Below are 17,132 nucleotides of genomic sequence, written 5' to 3' on the forward strand. Positions count from 1 at the left end.
GCTCAACCCCTTATTCAAACATTTAAAACAAAAGCAAATTGGAGCATTTTATGGCAGATTTTAACAAAATTTTGGACGCAGGCGACGTAGACGGCGGCATCATCAACGTAGTAGTAGAGATCCCAGCTGGTAGCAGCCATAAAATTGAGTGGAATCGCGAATTAGCAGTATTTGAGCTTGACCGTATTGACCCACAGATTTTTGCCAAACCTTGTAACTATGGTTTCATCCCACAAACACTTGACGAAGACGGCGATGAGCTTGACGTATTGCTATTGACTGAACAGCCATTACCGACTGGTATTTTCTTAAAAGCCAAAATTATCGGCGTGATGAAGTTTGTTGATGATGGCGAAGTAGATGACAAAATCGTTGTTGTCCCTGCTGATGACCGTGACACAGGCAATGCTTACAACAGCTTAGAAGACCTACCAAAGCAGTTGATCAACCAATTAGAGTTCCATTTCAGTCATTATAAAGATCTGAAAAAAGCTGGTACGACGGTTGTTGAATCTTGGGGTGATGTTGCAGAAGCGAAAGAAGTTATCAAAGAGTCTATCCAACGTTGGAAAGATCTATAATTATCAAATATTGGCAAAAATGCCAATAATGATAAATAATAAAATACCGCAGTCACCATAGTGGCCGCGGTATTTTTCTGCTTGAACATTGCTTATCTAACATGGTTATAATGAGCATATTACTCATTCACACTTATACGCCGTAATAAGGACAGTCATGTTTAACCCCGACCCTAGCGCAAAACCGGTCAATACCAAGTTGCCAAGAGACGTCATTATGATGGTCGAAAAAAACAACTTAGTAATGGCCATTAAAACTTTGGCGGCAGACGAGAACATCAGTATGGATGAAGCCAAAAGTAAAATTGATGCTTATGAGACCCAGCTAAAGGTAAAGCAACAACAGAAGCTTAATACCATCGCTAGTAAACAAGGCATTCCAAATCAAGCCATTAGCTTTGATAGAGAACAAGAGGAAGAAGAGCCTGGACCATTGGTAAAAAACCGTGTTAAAACGACTAAGCAGAGCCAAGGGTTTAAAGGGCTGCAAGATGGTGTCGATAGTCAGTTGAATGACTTAGGCTACAAGAAACCTCTACTACCTTATTGGCTAAAACGACTGCTCGTCATTGCTGTCTTGATGATAGGAATATTTTGGATATTATGGCGAGTATTTGGTTAAGTGATTTAGCTAAATAAAGGACTGAATCAACATACCTTCTATAAAACTGCATACCGACTAGCTATAATTTAAGAATGTAGCTAGTCGGTATGCTAATTGAAAACCTGCCCTTAAAGCATCTCAAAACGTTTATAACTCTCAAATCACTTATAGCAACCCTTTATATAAAAAGTAACAGCCTACGACAGTCAACAGTACTGCAAAGCATTTTTTCAGCAACTGTGGCGATAATGCGTGAGCAACTTTTGCGCCTAGCTTGGCGGTAAAAAAGCTCATGATACTAATACCTAAAAAAGCATAGATATGGACAAAGCCAATCGTATTGGGCACGTCGACTTGAGCTTGCATACCAAAGAACATAAATCCTAGCGCACCTGCAATCGCGATAGGCAATCCACAAGCGGCTGAGGTTCCAACGGCTTTTTGCATCACTACACCGTAACGCGTGAGATAAGGTACGGTTAAGCTACCACCGCCAATCCCAAAAATAGCAGAAGCGATACCGATACCAGCTCCTGCTGCTAGTTGCTTAGGTTTTGAAGGCAAAGCTATATGGACATTACCAGCATCGCTATTTGCTTTCTTTTTGCCACCCATAAACATTTTATAAGCGACCCAAAGCAAAAACACACCAACAATCAACTGCAGATATAATCCAGATATCTGTCCTGCGATCCCCGCCCCTAAAAAGCAGCCTATCGCTAAGCCTGGCGTCAGATTTTTAAAGACAGGCCACATGACTGCGCCCTTTTTGTTATGCGCCATGACCGAGCTTATAGATGTGACAATAATAGTCGCTAGTGAAGTACCCAAGGCCAAGTGCATAATACTGTCAGGACTGTAACCCATTTGCGTAAAGACAATAAATAGCAGTGGCACGATAATAGTGCCACCGCCTACTCCAAATAGCCCCGCAGCAAATCCTGCTAGCGCCCCTATTATTAAAAAAGTTATTAATTCCACAGGATAGTTACTTCTTATTTAGATTTAATGAGATGATTATTATAGTTAAATGACTGCTTACTGTTGAACGAGCAATAGTCCATAGGCTTAGGTGTTGGATTATAGATGTTGGACTATAAATATTGGATTAAATAAGCTCTACTTGCCCAACTCTAGAATAGGCACGGTTAAAGTAAACCAACCCTTCATCAGTTACGCCTTGTGGCTCAGCCTGATTGATGGCGACAACGCGGCACATAAAGATGCTATGCGTGCCGACTTCTTGAATTTGTTCAATCTCACAATCAAAGCTGACCAACGCATCTTCCAATACAGGAGCGCCTGTTTGTAATTGTGTCCAAGAACCATATTCAAACCGTTCTTCTGAACACAGTTTAGAGGCAAAAGCATTGGACAGCTGCTCATGTTGCGCGCCTAACACATTGACAGTTAAAATCTTGTTTTCCAGAAAATAGCCATGTGACCGAGATGTTTGATTCATACAGACAAGCAAGGTCGGCGGTGTGTCTGTGACACTACATACTGCCGATGCTGTAAACCCATGTATGCCCGTCGCGCCTGATGTGGTCACCACATTGACCGCAGTCGTTAGCAAAGACATGGCATCTCTAAAGTCGGTCGCGTCAATCCTATCTTTAATCATTGCTTCAATCCCGAGAAACGTTAAAAAATAACGTTAAAAAATTGTGCTTAAATTTTAGCTTTGCAAAGGAAATTCTTTAAATAGAATTTCCTAAACGGCTCAACTCTAAGTAGTCAGTTCTTGACGAACGATTTGAGCACCAGCGCTTAATGCCGCGAGCTTACCACGTGCGACTTGGCGAGACAAAGGTGCCATGCCGCAGTTAGTGGCAGGATACAGCTTATCGGCATCGACAAATTGTAGCGCTTTGCGTAGCGTATCTGCCACTTCTTCTGGTGTCTCAATAGTGTTGGTTGCCACATCAATGGCACCGACCATCACTTTTTTACCGCGAATCAGCTCAATCAGATCCATAGGTACACGTGAGTTTTGACACTCCAGTGAGATAATATCTATTTTAGACTGTTGCAGTTTAGGGAACGCTTTTTCGTATTCGCGCCACTCTGAGCCCAGTGTCTTTTTCCAATCAGTATTGGCTTTGATGCCATAGCCATAGCAAATATGGACAGCTGTCTCACATTTTAGGCCTTCAATGGCACGCTCTAAAGTTGCAATACCCCAGTCGTTTACATCATCAAAGAATACATTGAATGCAGGCTCATCAAACTGGATAATATCAACGCCAGCCGCTTCTAATTCTTTTGCTTCTTGGTTCAGAATTTTAGCAAATTCCCAAGCCAATTTTTCACGGCTTTTATAATGACCGTCATATAGCGTATCAATCATCGTCATCGGTCCTGGCAACGCCCATTTGATTGGCTGATCGGTTTGCTGACGTAAAAACTTGGCATCATCAACGAATACGGACTTTGGACGGCTCACCGCACCAACGACTGATGGCACGCTCGCATCGTAGCGATTACGGATTTTTACCGTTTCGCGCTTCTCAAAGTCAACACCATCAAGGTGCTCGATGAATGTAGTCACAAAATGCTGACGGGTCTGCTCGCCATCACTGACAATATCGATCCCTGCATGCTGCTGCTCTTGCAATGATACACGCAGCGCATCTCGCTTGGCTTCAAGCAACTGCTCGCCCTCTAACGCCCAAGGTGACCAAATTTTCTCTGGTTCTGCTAGCCAAGACGGTTTTGGTAAGCTGCCAGCGGTAGACGTCGGTAATAGTAGTTTCATACGATTTATCTTCTAATTAATTTATTTTTTATTATGTTGATGAGTGATGCTCAGTTAAGCTGCTTGCTTCCTAGCCGTTTTCTTGTCAGCAGCTTCTTTTTGAGCAGTATCGCCTGTTACATCATAGCTTGCAGCCCATTCCTCAAGGATAGTTTGATACGGCTTGATAAAATGTGTCTCAGTAAATCTGCCTTGGGTCACTGCCATTTGACTACGTTCGGCGCGATCATAGACCACTTGCGTCAATGAATAGTCTTGGTAATTCAAGCTAGGTTGATACACTTGACCAGCGCTTGAGTTGGCATTGTAAATCTCAGGACGGTAGATCTTCTGAAAGGTCTCCATGGTGCTAATTGCACTAATCAGCTCAAGATCGGTGTAATCACTTAGCAAATCCCCTGCAAAATAAAATGCTAATGGCGCGACGCTACCTTTAGGCTTAAAATAACGTACCGTTAAGCCCATTTTATGGAAATAGTCGTCGGTCAACGAGTATTCATCTTGCTTGTATTCAGTGCCCAATACAGGATGCTGATTGACAGTACGGTAGTAAGTCTTGCTGGTTGACACGCTCAGGCAAATCACAGGTTTTTTGTGAAAGTGAGCGTTGTAAGCTTCTGAATTCAATAAGTATTGAAACAGTTTGCCATGCAACTCACCAAAATTATCTGGCGTTATGGATGCTAGGTTTTTGTCGCGATGCTCTGGTAACACAATACTAAAGTCATAATCACGTACGTAAGAGGAGAAACTGTTGCCAACCATACCGTCGATACGCTTGTTTTCTTTATGATCCACAATCGTGGTTTTTAGCGTTTCGATAATAGGAAACGTCTGACCATTGCCTTTAACATCTAGGTCGACAGAGATGATATCAACTTCAACAGAATAACGATCTGCTGTCAGATTGTCCCAATGCGCCAATGCATTGAATCGGTTATTGATCATGGTTAACGTTTTGCGTAAGTTCTCTTGGCGGTGCTCGCCGCGTGCCAAATTTGCAAAGTTAGTCGTCAAACGCGTGCTATCTGCAGGCTGATAGTTTTCGTCAAAACGAATGTGCTTAATTGAACAATTGAATTCTTTACTCATGGTGATCCGCTACCTTATTTATCTGAGATAAAACCAAATCTTTGTATGAGGTGAATCATACCGAAATCTAAACATGAATAAAAACGATACTATTTAAACATAAGATGAATTTTATTCATCTTCCTGAAAATTATAGATATAAAGGAAATTTAACAGAGGAAGTTTTAAGAGTTCATTTAACGTATAACTAAGCCCTTCAAATACAAACGGCGAAGAAGGTTCTTATACTGCTTAAGAGTATTTGAGGCATAAAAAAAGGATACCGTAGTATCCTTCTTATTCAAATTCGAGCCTGATAACAAATTGATTCTAGTGATGCTCACCAGGAAGAATTTTGGCAAAGGCACGCTGAGCAAGATTAGGCTTGCTATCAGTCGTTTGTGCAGCAGTCGAACTTGGGAAAATGCGATAGCCAATGGACTGAACGCCAACGTTAAAGGCTGGTACCAGTGAATAAGTCGCCGAGGCAAATTTACCCATATTACTAGCAATGCTATTTGGCTTATGAACGATGGCTTTTGCGACCATCATCGCTGCTTCGTCAGGCATCAGTGCTGGCATATAACGGTATAGCTTGGTTGGCGCAATCATCGGGGTACGTACAAGTGGCATAAAGATATTGGTTACTTTGATATTATCGCCTTTGACTTCAGCAGCCAAACAGCGACTAAATGCATCTAAAGCCGCCTTTGACGCGACATACGCTGAAAAACGCGGACTGTTTGCCAATACCCCAATTGAGGATATGTTCACAATTTGACCGGTTTGACGACCAATCATCGTTGGCAAGAAGCCAAGAATAATTTTGACCGCGCCAAAATAATTAATCTCCATGGTACGTTCAAAATCATGAAAACGGTTAACCGACTCATGCACTGAACGGCGAATCGAACGCCCTGCATTGTTGACTAGTACATCGACATGCTTAAAGTCAGCCAAAATCTTTTCACTGGTTTTTTCAATCTCATCCATATTGGTAAGGTCGCATGGATAGTAGCTAGCCGCGCCGCCAAGCGTTTCAATATTTTCCTTGACCATTTTTAGCTTATCTTCAGTACGGGCTAGCAAAATAACATGCGCGCCACATTCACTGAGCAAAAAAGCCGTACGCTCGCCGATACCACTTGATGCGCCTGTGATGATAATATTCTTGCCTTTGACGGCTTTGGTAATTGCTTTTTTCGAGAGATTGGCCATAAAAAGTCCTTTTCGTTTATTCTATAGTTATTGGTATTCGGTTATAGCATAGCAAAAAAATGTCGTATGGAGTGAACAAAACCATAGTGGGCGTTAGCTAACGGGACTTTTACAAATTTCGTCGACATAAATATTTATAGATACATTTTTAGCTTATTGTTAAGTACTAAGTGTTAAGTGCTAAGCTTTTTTCTGATCAATTATGAGGAGTACCTGCTTTGATAGACACACTAACTCACTATATCGACTTAATTGCCAAAATGATCGAAGTCATTGGCGTCCTCATTATGTTTTTTGGGCTATTTCTTGCTTTATATAGAGCTTTTCGAGCGTCTGGCCATTTCAACAATGCTACTTATGTTGAAATCAGACAGACCGTAGGCAAGTCTATATTGTTGGGGTTAGAGGTGCTAATCGCCGCTGATATCGTGGCTACTGTTGTCACCGAGCCATCGCTACGCAGCGTACTGGTGCTAGGTTTTATCGTACTGATTCGAACCTTTTTAAGCTTATCGTTACAGGTTGAACTAGAAGGTCGATTCCCTTGGCAAAATAGGAAACCTGCGCCTGATAAAAAGTCCGATACTGATAATCATACTGTGCCAATTGATAAAGCATAGCTGTTAGATAAAACGCTATCAAAAGGCAGTACGTAAAAAGCACTATTGAAAGTAATTAGCACGAGTTTATAAAACAAGATTTAAGCGATTACTACTCGTGTGCCTGTAAAAAAGTCTCGACCACTTTGAATTGCCCAGCGGTACTTTCTTCACCATACATCGCCTGTCTAAAGGCATTAGAATTTGGAATACCTGTCGTATACCATGCAATATGTTTGCGAGCGATGCGGCACCCTGAGTACTCCCCGTAGAAATCATAAAGCTCTTGCAAATGAGCCAGTACGATCTCTTTTATCTCACTAACGCTCGGTGCCTCTATACGCTCGCCAGTACGCAAGAAATGCTCAATATCGCGAAATATCCATGGTTGCCCTTGTGCAGCACGCCCAATCATCACCGCATCACAGCCTGTCATTTCATAGACGTGTTGGGCTTTTTGTGCGCTATCTATATCGCCATTGGCAATGACAGGAATACCGATACTTTCTTTGACTTCACGTATTAGCTCATAGCGTGCATTGCCTGTATACATGTCTTCACGTGTACGGCCATGAATAGCAATCGCTGCAATGCCTGCCTGCTCAGCACGCTTGGCGACTCGTAAGATGTTTTCACGACCGTTTTCAAAGCCTAAACGTGTCTTTAGCGTGACAGGCGCATCAACGGCATTGACCGTTGCATCTAGCAAACGCGCGACCAAATCTTCGTCTTGCAACAATGCAGAGCCTGCCAGCTTACGACAGACCTTCTTGGCCGGACAGCCCATGTTGATATCGATAATCTGTGCGCCATTATCAATTTGATAACGAGCTGCTTCAGCCAATTTATCCGGCTCAGCACCTGCTATCTGTGCCGAGATAGGCGCAATCTCATTGTCAAAATTGGCACGATACAAGGATTTTTTGCGCGCATAAAGTGCCGTATCAGCGATGATCATTTCACTGACCGCATGACCTGCACCAAATGACTTGCACAATCGGCGGAAAGGATTGTCTGTCACGCCTGCCATCGGTGCGACCATTAGACGGTTTTCAATCGTCAGGCCACCGATATTTAATGGCTGCAACAATGGATGGTCAGACAAAGTCGAGGACGAAGGTAAAATGGGAGAATCAATAGACATAAAAAACGGCTTGATTTGTAAGGAAAACAAGCCGTTATTCTAAGGATTCTTGCACTTATTGCAAGCGATTAACGTGAATAGCTTGCATAAGCATTACTCGTTTTTAATACATCCCATGCATTATTTATCAAGCACACTGCCCTGCTCTAGCGTGATGTCATCATCATGCTCTTGCATGCGCCACGGCAGACTATCAGGCGATACATTGAGGAAATGTAAATACTTCTCAAACTGATCAATGATGTCATTAATCACTGATTCAGATTTGTAGCCGTATAAGTCATAGGTCTGACCACCACGGCGTAGATACACCTCAGCGCGATGATGGTGCTCTTGTGGCAAAGTATCTGCGCTGTCTTCAGTATAATAATCAGGCGCATCATGCTCAGATAAGCGCACCTCATACCAAAACTCGACATCGTCACCGCGCTGTAGCTCTAATACGGCTCGGTTATTGACCGCGTCATAATTGACCTCAGTCGTCCAGCCAGTTTCTGCAAATTTAGACGACACTTCCATCATCGAAGGCATAACCACTTCTTTGATATAGCTAAGAACCTTTTCACGCGTTGGCTTATCGGTCATATAATCAATACGCTCGCGCCATGCAGACGGTTTGAGTAAATGCGGCGGCAGTCTGTTGTCATTACCAAGGCTCTGATTACGATGTCCTTCGATACGCAGCGCACGCCACATCCCAAACATTGAAATAAGAATAATAATCGCAAATGGTAACGCACTAACGATAGCCGCTGTTTGTAGGGCTTCTAAACCACCTGCAAGTAGCAATACTGCTGCGACAGCACCTTCAGTCACTACCCAAAAGCTACGCTGCCACCATGGTGTATCACTGCGACCACCTGCCGCTAGCGAGTCGATTACCAATGAGCCAGAATCCGATGACGTCACAAAAAAGGTAATAATCAATAAAATGGTCAACGACGACACAAATTCAGTAAACGGTAGATTCTCTAACAGTTTAAACAAAGCAATTGCTTGGTTGTTTTGTACTTCACTGATTAATGAGGTATAACCATCGACCATAATCATATGTAGCGCGGTATCGCCAAACACCGAAAACCAAAAGAATGTAAAGAAGGTCGGTACCAGCATCACACCCAATACGAACTCACGAATAGTACGACCACGGCTAATCTTGGCGATAAACAGACCTACAAAAGGTGCCCATGCAATCGTCCATGCAAAAATAAATAAAGTCCAGCTGCCGATCCAACTGCTATTTTCGTATGCCTGCAAGCTAAAGGTACGCTCGACAATATTACCCAAATAGCTACCTGTATTTTCCATAAAGGCATTCAAGATAAAAATGGTCGGACCGACAACAAATACGAACAGCATCAGCGCAGTTGCTAATAGCATATTTAAAATAGATAAGCGTTTTACACCCTTATCCATCCCTGCCAATACCGATACCAGTGCCGCGGCGGTCACCAAGGCAATGGCGATCACCTGTACGGTCGTATTCACTGGTATGATATCTGGCAATAGATAATTGAGTCCCGCATTGATTTGCGACACTGATAAGCCAAGACTGGTCGCAATACCAAACATCGTACCTAATATCGCAAACACATCAACCGTATGACCGATAGGGCCATGAATCCTGTCACCGATAATCGGGTACAGCGTCGAGCGTATTGATAGTGGTAGACCATGACGAAACGCAAAATAAGCTAGTGATAAACCAACGACACCATAAATTGCCCAAATATGAAAACCCCAATGGAAATACGCAATTTGCATCGCTTCTTTTGCCGCAGCAATAGTCTGCGGATCCGACATTGGCGGACTAGAAAAGTGCATTACTGGTTCCGCTACCCCATAAAACAGTAGCGCAATCCCGTAACCTGCCGAAAACAGCATGGCAAACCATTCAAGGAATCCGTACTCCGCCTCAGCATGATCAGGGCCTAGCTTGATACTGCCATAAGACGAAAACGCCAGTACAATAATGAACATCAAAAACAGTGCCACTGCCAGCATATAAAACCAACCGAATGTCTCAGTCGTAAAACTAAGCACATCACTAAACAGAGCACCCGCTGCTTCAGGATTAATAGCCGTACCAATGACCAATAGCAGCATAATAATTGCTGCAGGTACAAAGACTGGTAATAAAATAGTCGAACGAGGTAATTTACTCATGAAAGATAATATCCTCAAAAGTTGACAATGCCTTTTTATAGAAAATTTTTAATTAAGGCAAATATTAGAAAATGTGTGTGAATGGTTATAATAATTATCACACTCTTTTCCAAAACCCTAGACAAGCGTTCAACTCGTAACATGACTTTAACGAATGTTACATGACTATTACCAAGAAAATAAAAAAGGCAGCTTGCTAGCTGCCTTTTGATTGTATATGTATTTTTTTAGTGATCTATAATCTATAAATGCTCGCTAATTCGTAAATACCAATATTTTTTATACCTAAACAGAAGCACTCTGTTTCCTAACTAGGCATTAATCACTGCCGCCAACTTCTGCGCAATATCTGCTAAATCACTATTATCGGCTTGGGTCACTGCATGACGACCCAGTTCATGGATACTTGATGGAATGAGGTGCACATGATAATGAAAGACCGTTTGACCTGCTTGTGATCCATTCAACTGCATTTGGATAACACCTTCACGTTCAAACACTTGACGCTGGGCTTGCATAACTTTTTTAGAGGTCATCAATACTGCAGCGGCATACTCTGGCTCCAGATCGGCCAAATCTACCGCTTTTTGCTTCGGTATCACCAATACATGGCCTTCTGCTTGTGGCATGATGTCCATAAAGGCGAGCGTTTTATCATCTTCATACACTTTATGATACGGAATATCACCATCTAACATTTTGGCAAAGATATTATTGTCGTCATAAGTAGTCTGTTGATTCAATTCAGTCATTATTTCTTCCTTTAAGGGTTTTATTATTAGTTGATTAATAGCTTAATAGCTATCAAAAATAGATAAAAGTGTCTGTCATATAGTGGACGAAATATGACTTTAGTACAAGTCAGTATGACAATCGAATTTGAAAAATATCAAGCCATATTCCAACCATGCTAGCTCACTAATTTATTGGCGAGTCATGCCCTTAAAATGTTATATTAACCCTCTATTTTAATAACGCTATGTTTATGGATTTGCCTACTTTGCCGACCAATACATCAGATAACTCAAACAACTTAGATAGCTCAGATAACAACACTGACGCTGTGCGCGATGAAGCAGCTCAAGTGTCTGGAGCGACCCTAGTTTTTGGAGAAGGTCTCTCTGTGTCTGACAACCTTGCCTCAGACCAACTTGACCCAGCGCAACCTAACATTGAGTCTACAAACACTACTCAAACCATCGATCCGAACGCTATCATATTAGCAGAAGCATTGACTGATAAAGCCATCAGCTGGCAGATACACAATTGTAAAATTATAAAGAAAACTGTCACGCAAGATTTGCCACTGCCTTTTTTGTATCACTATGACAGTTTAGATGATGCGATCAAACAAACGCACCCGCTTACTCCTGAGCTACTAATTCAATTCAACACACCCATGTCGGCTCATCAAGCTGCCAAGTTAATTGGCATTGACGAGGAGCTGCTGACCAGTCCTTGGCATGTGAAAATTATTGGCTCGTTGGTAGTATTTAGTGAGGCATTGCAGTTGGCTGTACGGCTACATTGGACCAATACGGGTAAAGAGACGCAGCAGGTATATACCAAGGATGCTGCCGACGCTATTATTGCCGCTTTTAAAGACTGGCAGTTTTTTGGTCGTGTAGACGTCCTTTATAAAAATAATAAGCAGACATTAATTAGTATTGACGAGCAAAACCCCAATACGCAAGCACTACCTGCCGAATCATTGCTGACGATTAAAGCTAGTAGTGATTATCAGCAGCTACTGGCTACTCATGCGCTTGCAGCCATTGTGAAATTAGAAGCAGACAAAGCCGATCTTCCTTGGTTTGACAAAGCCATATTAGAACGTATTGAATAGATATTTTAAATAACTGTTTTTTTTGCTCATCGCTTGTGGTTATTAATTCGTTATTATTAATTCACTGTTATTAGCATATTGTTTTTAGTTATTCATATCTAATGGTATGGTAACGAATTAGTATTATTCACTAGTACTCACTCTCTATAAAAAGCACACTATCCCTATTAAAACTGAGGGTGCACATTTTAACAACCCCGCCTATTTGTAAGGAATATCACATGGATTATCGCTCAAAAACTTCTACCGGCGGTCGTAATATGGCAGGCGCGCGCGCATTATGGCGTGCAACCGGCATGACTGACGGCGACTTTGGCAAGCCAATCATTGCGATTGCTAACTCTTTTACCCAGTTTGTACCCGGCCATGTGCATCTAAAAGACCTTGGACAACTGGTCGCCCGTGAGATTGAGCAAGCAGGCGGAGTTGCAAAAGAGTTCAATACCATTGCGGTCGACGATGGGATTGCGATGGGCCATAGCGGTATGTTGTACTCGCTACCAAGCCGTGATTTGATCGCTGATTCTGTCGAGTATATGGTCAATGCTCACTGTGCAGATGCACTAGTTTGTATCTCTAACTGCGACAAAATCACTCCGGGTATGTTGATGGCCGCCATGCGCCTTAACATTCCAGTGGTGTTTATCTCAGGTGGCCCAATGGAAGCGGGCAAAATCTTAGCCAGTACTGTTGGTAAGAGCCACAATACCGATAGTAGTGATAGCAGTGCTGTTCGCAAACTTGACCTCGTCGATGCGATGATGGACGCGGCTGATGATAGCATCAGTGATGAAGACGTCGCCGCTATCGAAGCTTCAGCCTGCCCTACTTGTGGCTCATGCTCTGGTATGTTTACCGCCAACTCGATGAACTGCTTGACCGAAGCTTTAGGCCTAGCCTTACCAGGCAACGGCTCACTGCTAGCTACCCATTCATTGCGCCGCGAACTATTCTTAGAAGCTGGTCGTACCATTGTGTCGCTTGCGAAACGCCGCTACGAGCAAGATGATGACTCTGTACTACCACGCTCTATCGCTACCAAAGCCGCCTTCGAAAATGCTATGAGCTTAGATATCGCCATGGGCGGCTCAACCAATACCATCTTGCATCTACTTGCTGCGGCCAATGAAGCAGAGATCGACTTTAAGATGGCTGATATTGACCGTTTGAGTCGCGGTGTGCCTTGCCTTGCAAAAGTAGCCCCTGCCTCACAGAAATATCATATGGAAGACGTGCATCGTGCTGGCGGTGTCTTTGCATTACTTGCTGAGCTTGATCGCGCCGAGTTACTAAAGACTGACGTGCCAACTATCCATAGCGCAACGATGAAAGAGGCCATCGATAAGTGGGACATCATGAATCCTGACAATCATGAAGCTCGCGCACGCTTCCTTGCAGCACCTGGTGGCGTACGTACCACGGAAGCATTCTCACAATCAAAAGAGTGGTCAAACCTCGACGTCAACCGTGAGTCAGGTTGTATCCGTAGCGCCAAACACGCCTATTCTACAGATGGCGGCTTAGCCGTACTATACGGCAATATCGCTGAGCGCGGCTGTGTGGTCAAAACCGCAGGCGTCGACGAAAGTATCTTGACCTTTACTGGTCGCGCACGTCTATTTGAATCACAAGATGATGCGGTTGCTGCGGTATTGGCTGATCAAATCGTTGCAGGCGATGTGGTCATCATTCGCTACGAAGGCCCTAAAGGCGGCCCTGGTATGCAAGAGATGCTGTACCCAACGACTTATCTGAAGTCAAAAGGATTGGGTAAAGAATGCGCCCTACTGACTGATGGTCGTTTCTCTGGTGGTACATCAGGTTTATCAATTGGCCATGCTAGCCCAGAAGCTGCTGAAGGTGGGGCGATTGGTTTGGTTGAAGAAGGCGATAGCATTCATATTGATATCCCAAATCGTACCATCAACATGCAAGTAAGCGATGCAGACTTAGCTGCTCGCCGAGAAGCCATGGAAGCGCGTGGACGTGATGCATGGAAACCTGTCAACCGTAATCGTCATGTCTCGCCAGCATTACGTGCTTACGCTGCTATGACTACCAGCGCTGATACTGGTGCCGTCCGTGACGTGAGCCAAGTGGAGCGCTAGTCTGTAAGCTATCAACGCTTCAAACATACTGATAAGAATATATTAAGCCTGCGCAATGCAGGCTTTTTTTTCACCAAAAAACAACGTAGCTGTCGTTTTGATAACTATTTTTTGCGGTAATTATTTTATTTTGGCGTCATGATAAAGGGTATCAGTGACTGACTATCAACTATTGCTGTGAATTATCATCAATATCTAAAATTACCCTCTTAAAATCGACCCTTAAAACATAACGACGTGCGTAAACCTTATGATTGAAAAATATAACTTATTCTTATTAATCTGCGGGATTGCCTTTTTACTAGGGGCCTTGTTTCCTGTTATTTTTAAGCGCACCTCTATCTCTTTACCGATGCTCCAAGTCAGCTTCGGTCTGATGATGGGCTACTGGTGGACGTCTTTATCCTTTTTAGACCCACTTGATAACGGTTTACTCATCGAAAAACTGACTGAGATTGTTGTATTGGTCTCATTGGTTGGTGCTGGTATTAAAATCGACACAGAGTTGTCTTGGCGATTATGGCGACCAACAGTAAGACTGCTACTTATTACCATGCCTATTGGTATTTTTGCGATGGCAGTCTTGGGGTATTACGCGTTTGGTTTGAGCCTTGGTGCAGCTATTTTGTTAGGTGCAGTGTTAGCGCCTACTGATCCAGTGTTGGCTTCGAGCATTCAGGTGGGACCTCCCAATACAGGAGGAGAAGACACTCCGCGCTTTACCTTAACGTCAGAGGCAGGGTTAAACGATGGTTTGGCTTTTCCGTTTGTGTACCTAGCGATTAAAATTGCGGAAGCATTCAGTGAAGGCAAAGCCTTTACTTACGAGATGCTATGGTCGTGGTTTACTCATGACGTTTTGTGGAAGGTTGGCGCAGGTGTAGTGGTAGGTGTATTGGTTGGTAAGATATTGGCCAAAGTCGTGTTTTCTAAACATACTCGCGAGACTACCATCTCGCAAGGCTATGTGGTTATTGCATTGACGCTACTAGCCTATGGACTTGCAGAATATGTACACAGTTATGGCTTTATCGCTGTATTTGTGGCTGCATTTGCGTTTCGTCGCTCAGAGTGTGAGCATACCTATCATCAAAAACTGCATGATTTCGCTGAGCAATCAGAAGGCTTATTGATGTCATTAGTGCTGGTTATCTTCGGCATGTTCCTCGGTCAAGGGTTGCAAGCAGGTGTCGAGCTGACATGGCGCGTCTATATCGTCAGCTTTACCTTCCTACTACTTATACGGCCGATTGGTGGGTTTATTGCTTTATCAGGATTGAACTTACCTCATACTGAAAAATACGCAATATCAGCTTTGGGTATTCGCGGTATCGGTACCCTATATTATCTGTCCTATGCGCTTAATCAAGGATTCTTCGCGGATGAGGATGCGCTCAAATTGTGGATTGTCTGTTCGATAGTCATTTTGACTTCTATCTTTATCCATGGTCTCAGCGCATCAAGATTGCTCAAAATGACACCAAACAAGCAGCATTAAAATTAATGCTGCTTATATTTGAGACAGAATCAATTCGCGATTGAAGTTGGCATTATTAAAGTATCTCTTCTACCCAGCTCAAGACGGCTTCTGTCAGCGCAAACTGACGAACGTCATTGAGCATGGTGGTATCAAAACTATGAATAAAAGCAAATGACAATTGGCGTTCAGGGTCACACCAAGCAACCGAGCCGTTATATCCCATATGCCCAAATCCTGATAAATCAGAACTCATTCTCTTATCCGTATCATCGTTGTTAGCATACAAGCTAAATAATCTATGGTAACCCAATCGCCATTTCATAGCTGCTGGCATAACCGCATCTAAACCCTCAACCTGCGGAGTAGATAACTGCTCAAAAGTAGCACTATCAATCAGCGTCTTTCCTTGCCATAGACCGCCATTAGCGAGCATTGCATAAATCGTTGCCAGTGCTTTAGCGGAAGCGACACCATTTGCCGCTGGAATGACCGCCTGTAATGTTTGGCGGTCATGATAATCAAGCGCGTGCTTGCCAGCAGGTATCAGCGCCGCCTTATAGTTTTTTAGATTAAGCTGACTGGTATTGAAATATAAGCTATTGATACGCGCAGTATTTAAGGTAGGTTGTACGCTATCATTGTCAGAGCTAGCTAGCTTTTCATCAAGGCTACTTTCCGTCTCAGCTGCACGCTTGTCACTTAGCATTTTCTGTTGCCAGGAATGATAACTAGGTAAGCTTGCATAAGTACGTAAAGTCTCTTGAGAGTCTACTTTTAAGGTTGGTTTTTGACGTCTCGATTTTAATTGAGCACTCGTATCCTCTGTTTCTTCAAAATCTTTGGCCAATTTTGCCACCTGATCTACTTTACTATCTGGCACACCAAAATAGCAGCTATCGGCAATACCCAGAGGATCCGTTAGATACTGGCGCAGTGCTTCGGCTAGCGACAAATGAGTAACCGCCTCTACTACGCCGCCCAATACCCAGCCATAGATCAATGCACTATAAGCGCTGTCATACTTAGTAGCATTTTCGGGAGAGGTAATGGGCATCACTGCAATATGGCGCAGCATCGTATCCCAATCAAGTACCGTCTCGCTATCGACATCAATACTTTGAATCGAAAACAAATCGGCCTGATGTGACATGACTTGTCGCAAGGTAATTTGGTCTTTACCGTTTGCAGCAAACTCTGGCCAGTAATGAGCAATAGGTTTGTCATATTCGATCAGTTGCTGCGAAACCAGCACATGAACCAATGTTGCCAATACCCCTTTACCGGTAGAGAAATTAATGGCCAACGTGTCGGGTTGCCACGACATATCGGGACGCGCCATACCTGTACTGGCTTGCGCAATGCATTGACCTGCTTGATACACGGCCACAGCCCCGCCAGCAGGTGCATCATCAAGCTGTAAATCTGTCAGTAATTGCTGTAATCTTTTTTGAAAGTCAGCGTTTATGGGTGTATTAGAATTCTCTGTATTATGATCCATTATTATTACCTTGCTCCAGTGATATAAATTATTCTATTTTTAAGATGATAGTAATACAC

Annotated in this window: 15 protein-coding genes; 6 read left to right on the forward strand and 9 right to left on the reverse strand. The window is 43.2% G+C overall.

Annotated features, from left to right (window positions below; all coding sequences use genetic code 11):
- Positions 1-50 precede the first annotated feature (50 nt).
- Both ACTXGF_RS22310 and ACTXGF_RS22315 read left to right on the forward strand, forming a co-directional pair.
- Positions 51-581: an inorganic diphosphatase gene (locus tag ACTXGF_RS22310; protein WP_443532726.1), complete on the forward strand. Its 531-nt coding sequence runs from the start codon at positions 51-53 to the stop codon at positions 579-581.
- A 157-nt stretch (positions 582-738) separates the two neighbouring features.
- Complete coding sequence (locus tag ACTXGF_RS22315) at positions 739-1,203, forward strand: hypothetical protein (protein ID WP_443532725.1); 465 nt, start codon at positions 739-741, stop codon at positions 1,201-1,203.
- Positions 1,204-1,350: 147 nt separating this feature from the next.
- On the opposite strand, the gene ACTXGF_RS22320 is transcribed toward ACTXGF_RS22315, so the two are convergent.
- The 5 genes from ACTXGF_RS22320 to ACTXGF_RS22340 all read right to left on the reverse strand — a co-directional run bounded on the left by ACTXGF_RS22320 (position 1,351) and on the right by ACTXGF_RS22340 (position 6,232).
- Positions 1,351-2,166 carry a sulfite exporter TauE/SafE family protein gene (locus tag ACTXGF_RS22320; protein ID WP_443532723.1) on the reverse strand — a complete coding sequence of 272 codons (816 nt, stop codon included), beginning with the start codon at positions 2,164-2,166 and terminating at the stop codon, positions 1,351-1,353.
- 127 nt (positions 2,167-2,293) lie between these two features.
- Positions 2,294-2,809, reverse strand: coding sequence for a flavin reductase (locus ACTXGF_RS22325; RefSeq protein ID WP_443532722.1), 516 nt, complete (start codon positions 2,807-2,809; stop codon positions 2,294-2,296).
- A 105-nt stretch (positions 2,810-2,914) separates the two neighbouring features.
- On the reverse strand, positions 2,915-3,943 hold the full coding sequence (locus ACTXGF_RS22330) for a methionine synthase (RefSeq protein WP_443532720.1): 1,029 nt from the start codon (positions 3,941-3,943) through the stop codon (positions 2,915-2,917).
- 54 nt (positions 3,944-3,997) lie between these two features.
- Positions 3,998-5,035 (reverse strand): DUF1852 domain-containing protein, encoded by a 1,038-nt coding sequence (locus tag ACTXGF_RS22335; protein ID WP_443532719.1) that lies wholly within the window; start codon positions 5,033-5,035, stop codon positions 3,998-4,000.
- Between the two features lie 309 nt (positions 5,036-5,344).
- Complete coding sequence (locus tag ACTXGF_RS22340; RefSeq protein ID WP_057759469.1) at positions 5,345-6,232, reverse strand: SDR family NAD(P)-dependent oxidoreductase; 888 nt, start codon at positions 6,230-6,232, stop codon at positions 5,345-5,347.
- Positions 6,233-6,450: 218 nt separating this feature from the next.
- Here ACTXGF_RS22340 and ACTXGF_RS22345 point away from each other — a divergent pair, with 218 nt between their 5' ends.
- The gene (locus ACTXGF_RS22345; protein WP_443532717.1) at positions 6,451-6,852 is read left to right on the forward strand and encodes a DUF1622 domain-containing protein; all 402 of its coding nucleotides are present in this window, start codon (positions 6,451-6,453) and stop codon (positions 6,850-6,852) included.
- A gap of 91 nt (positions 6,853-6,943) precedes the next feature.
- On the opposite strand, the gene dusB is transcribed toward ACTXGF_RS22345, so the two are convergent.
- The 3 genes from dusB to ACTXGF_RS22360 form a co-directional block, all read right to left on the reverse strand.
- A complete protein-coding gene (gene dusB, locus ACTXGF_RS22350) occupies positions 6,944-7,975 on the reverse strand; it encodes a tRNA dihydrouridine synthase DusB (RefSeq protein ID WP_443532716.1) in 1,032 nt (343 codons plus the stop codon).
- Positions 7,976-8,095: 120 nt separating this feature from the next.
- Positions 8,096-10,141 (reverse strand): BCCT family transporter, encoded by a 2,046-nt coding sequence (locus tag ACTXGF_RS22355; RefSeq protein ID WP_443532715.1) that lies wholly within the window; start codon positions 10,139-10,141, stop codon positions 8,096-8,098.
- A gap of 311 nt (positions 10,142-10,452) precedes the next feature.
- Positions 10,453-10,893 carry an HIT family protein gene (locus ACTXGF_RS22360; protein ID WP_443532713.1) on the reverse strand — a complete coding sequence of 147 codons (441 nt, stop codon included), beginning with the start codon at positions 10,891-10,893 and terminating at the stop codon, positions 10,453-10,455.
- A gap of 233 nt (positions 10,894-11,126) precedes the next feature.
- Here ACTXGF_RS22360 and ACTXGF_RS22365 point away from each other — a divergent pair, with 233 nt between their 5' ends.
- From ACTXGF_RS22365 to ACTXGF_RS22375, 3 genes are all read left to right on the forward strand, one after another.
- Positions 11,127-11,987 (forward strand): hypothetical protein, encoded by an 861-nt coding sequence (locus ACTXGF_RS22365; protein ID WP_443532711.1) that lies wholly within the window; start codon positions 11,127-11,129, stop codon positions 11,985-11,987.
- A gap of 221 nt (positions 11,988-12,208) precedes the next feature.
- Complete coding sequence (gene ilvD, locus ACTXGF_RS22370; protein WP_443532709.1) at positions 12,209-14,095, forward strand: dihydroxy-acid dehydratase; 1,887 nt, start codon at positions 12,209-12,211, stop codon at positions 14,093-14,095.
- A gap of 250 nt (positions 14,096-14,345) precedes the next feature.
- On the forward strand, positions 14,346-15,593 hold the full coding sequence (locus ACTXGF_RS22375; protein WP_443532707.1) for a cation:proton antiporter: 1,248 nt from the start codon (positions 14,346-14,348) through the stop codon (positions 15,591-15,593).
- Between the two features lie 55 nt (positions 15,594-15,648).
- On the opposite strand, the gene ACTXGF_RS22380 is transcribed toward ACTXGF_RS22375, so the two are convergent.
- A complete protein-coding gene (locus ACTXGF_RS22380; RefSeq protein ID WP_443532706.1) occupies positions 15,649-17,073 on the reverse strand; it encodes a serine hydrolase domain-containing protein in 1,425 nt (474 codons plus the stop codon).
- Between the last annotated feature and the right edge of the window lie 59 nt (positions 17,074-17,132).

Origin of the sequence: Psychrobacter sp. 1Y6, from assembly GCF_052258385.2 — a bacterium.
Classification (GTDB): domain Bacteria; phylum Pseudomonadota; class Gammaproteobacteria; order Pseudomonadales; family Moraxellaceae; genus Psychrobacter.

Coding starts and splice junctions, on each gene's coding strand:
- ACTXGF_RS22310 (WP_443532726.1), top strand. CDS start 51: ATGGCAGATTTTAACAAAATTTTGGACGCAGGCGACGTAGACGGCGGC.
- ACTXGF_RS22330 (WP_443532720.1), bottom strand. CDS start 3,943: ATGAAACTACTATTACCGACGTCTACCGCTGGCAGCTTACCAAAACCG.
- ilvD (WP_443532709.1), top strand. CDS start 12,209: ATGGATTATCGCTCAAAAACTTCTACCGGCGGTCGTAATATGGCAGGC.
- ACTXGF_RS22340 (WP_057759469.1), bottom strand. CDS start 6,232: ATGGCCAATCTCTCGAAAAAAGCAATTACCAAAGCCGTCAAAGGCAAG.
- ACTXGF_RS22335 (WP_443532719.1), bottom strand. CDS start 5,035: ATGAGTAAAGAATTCAATTGTTCAATTAAGCACATTCGTTTTGACGAA.
- ACTXGF_RS22380 (WP_443532706.1), bottom strand. CDS start 17,073: ATGGATCATAATACAGAGAATTCTAATACACCCATAAACGCTGACTTT.
- ACTXGF_RS22355 (WP_443532715.1), bottom strand. CDS start 10,141: ATGAGTAAATTACCTCGTTCGACTATTTTATTACCAGTCTTTGTACCT.
- ACTXGF_RS22360 (WP_443532713.1), bottom strand. CDS start 10,893: ATGACTGAATTGAATCAACAGACTACTTATGACGACAATAATATCTTT.
- dusB (WP_443532716.1), bottom strand. CDS start 7,975: ATGTCTATTGATTCTCCCATTTTACCTTCGTCCTCGACTTTGTCTGAC.
- ACTXGF_RS22365 (WP_443532711.1), top strand. CDS start 11,127: ATGGATTTGCCTACTTTGCCGACCAATACATCAGATAACTCAAACAAC.
- ACTXGF_RS22375 (WP_443532707.1), top strand. CDS start 14,346: ATGATTGAAAAATATAACTTATTCTTATTAATCTGCGGGATTGCCTTT.
- ACTXGF_RS22315 (WP_443532725.1), top strand. CDS start 739: ATGTTTAACCCCGACCCTAGCGCAAAACCGGTCAATACCAAGTTGCCA.
- ACTXGF_RS22325 (WP_443532722.1), bottom strand. CDS start 2,809: ATGATTAAAGATAGGATTGACGCGACCGACTTTAGAGATGCCATGTCT.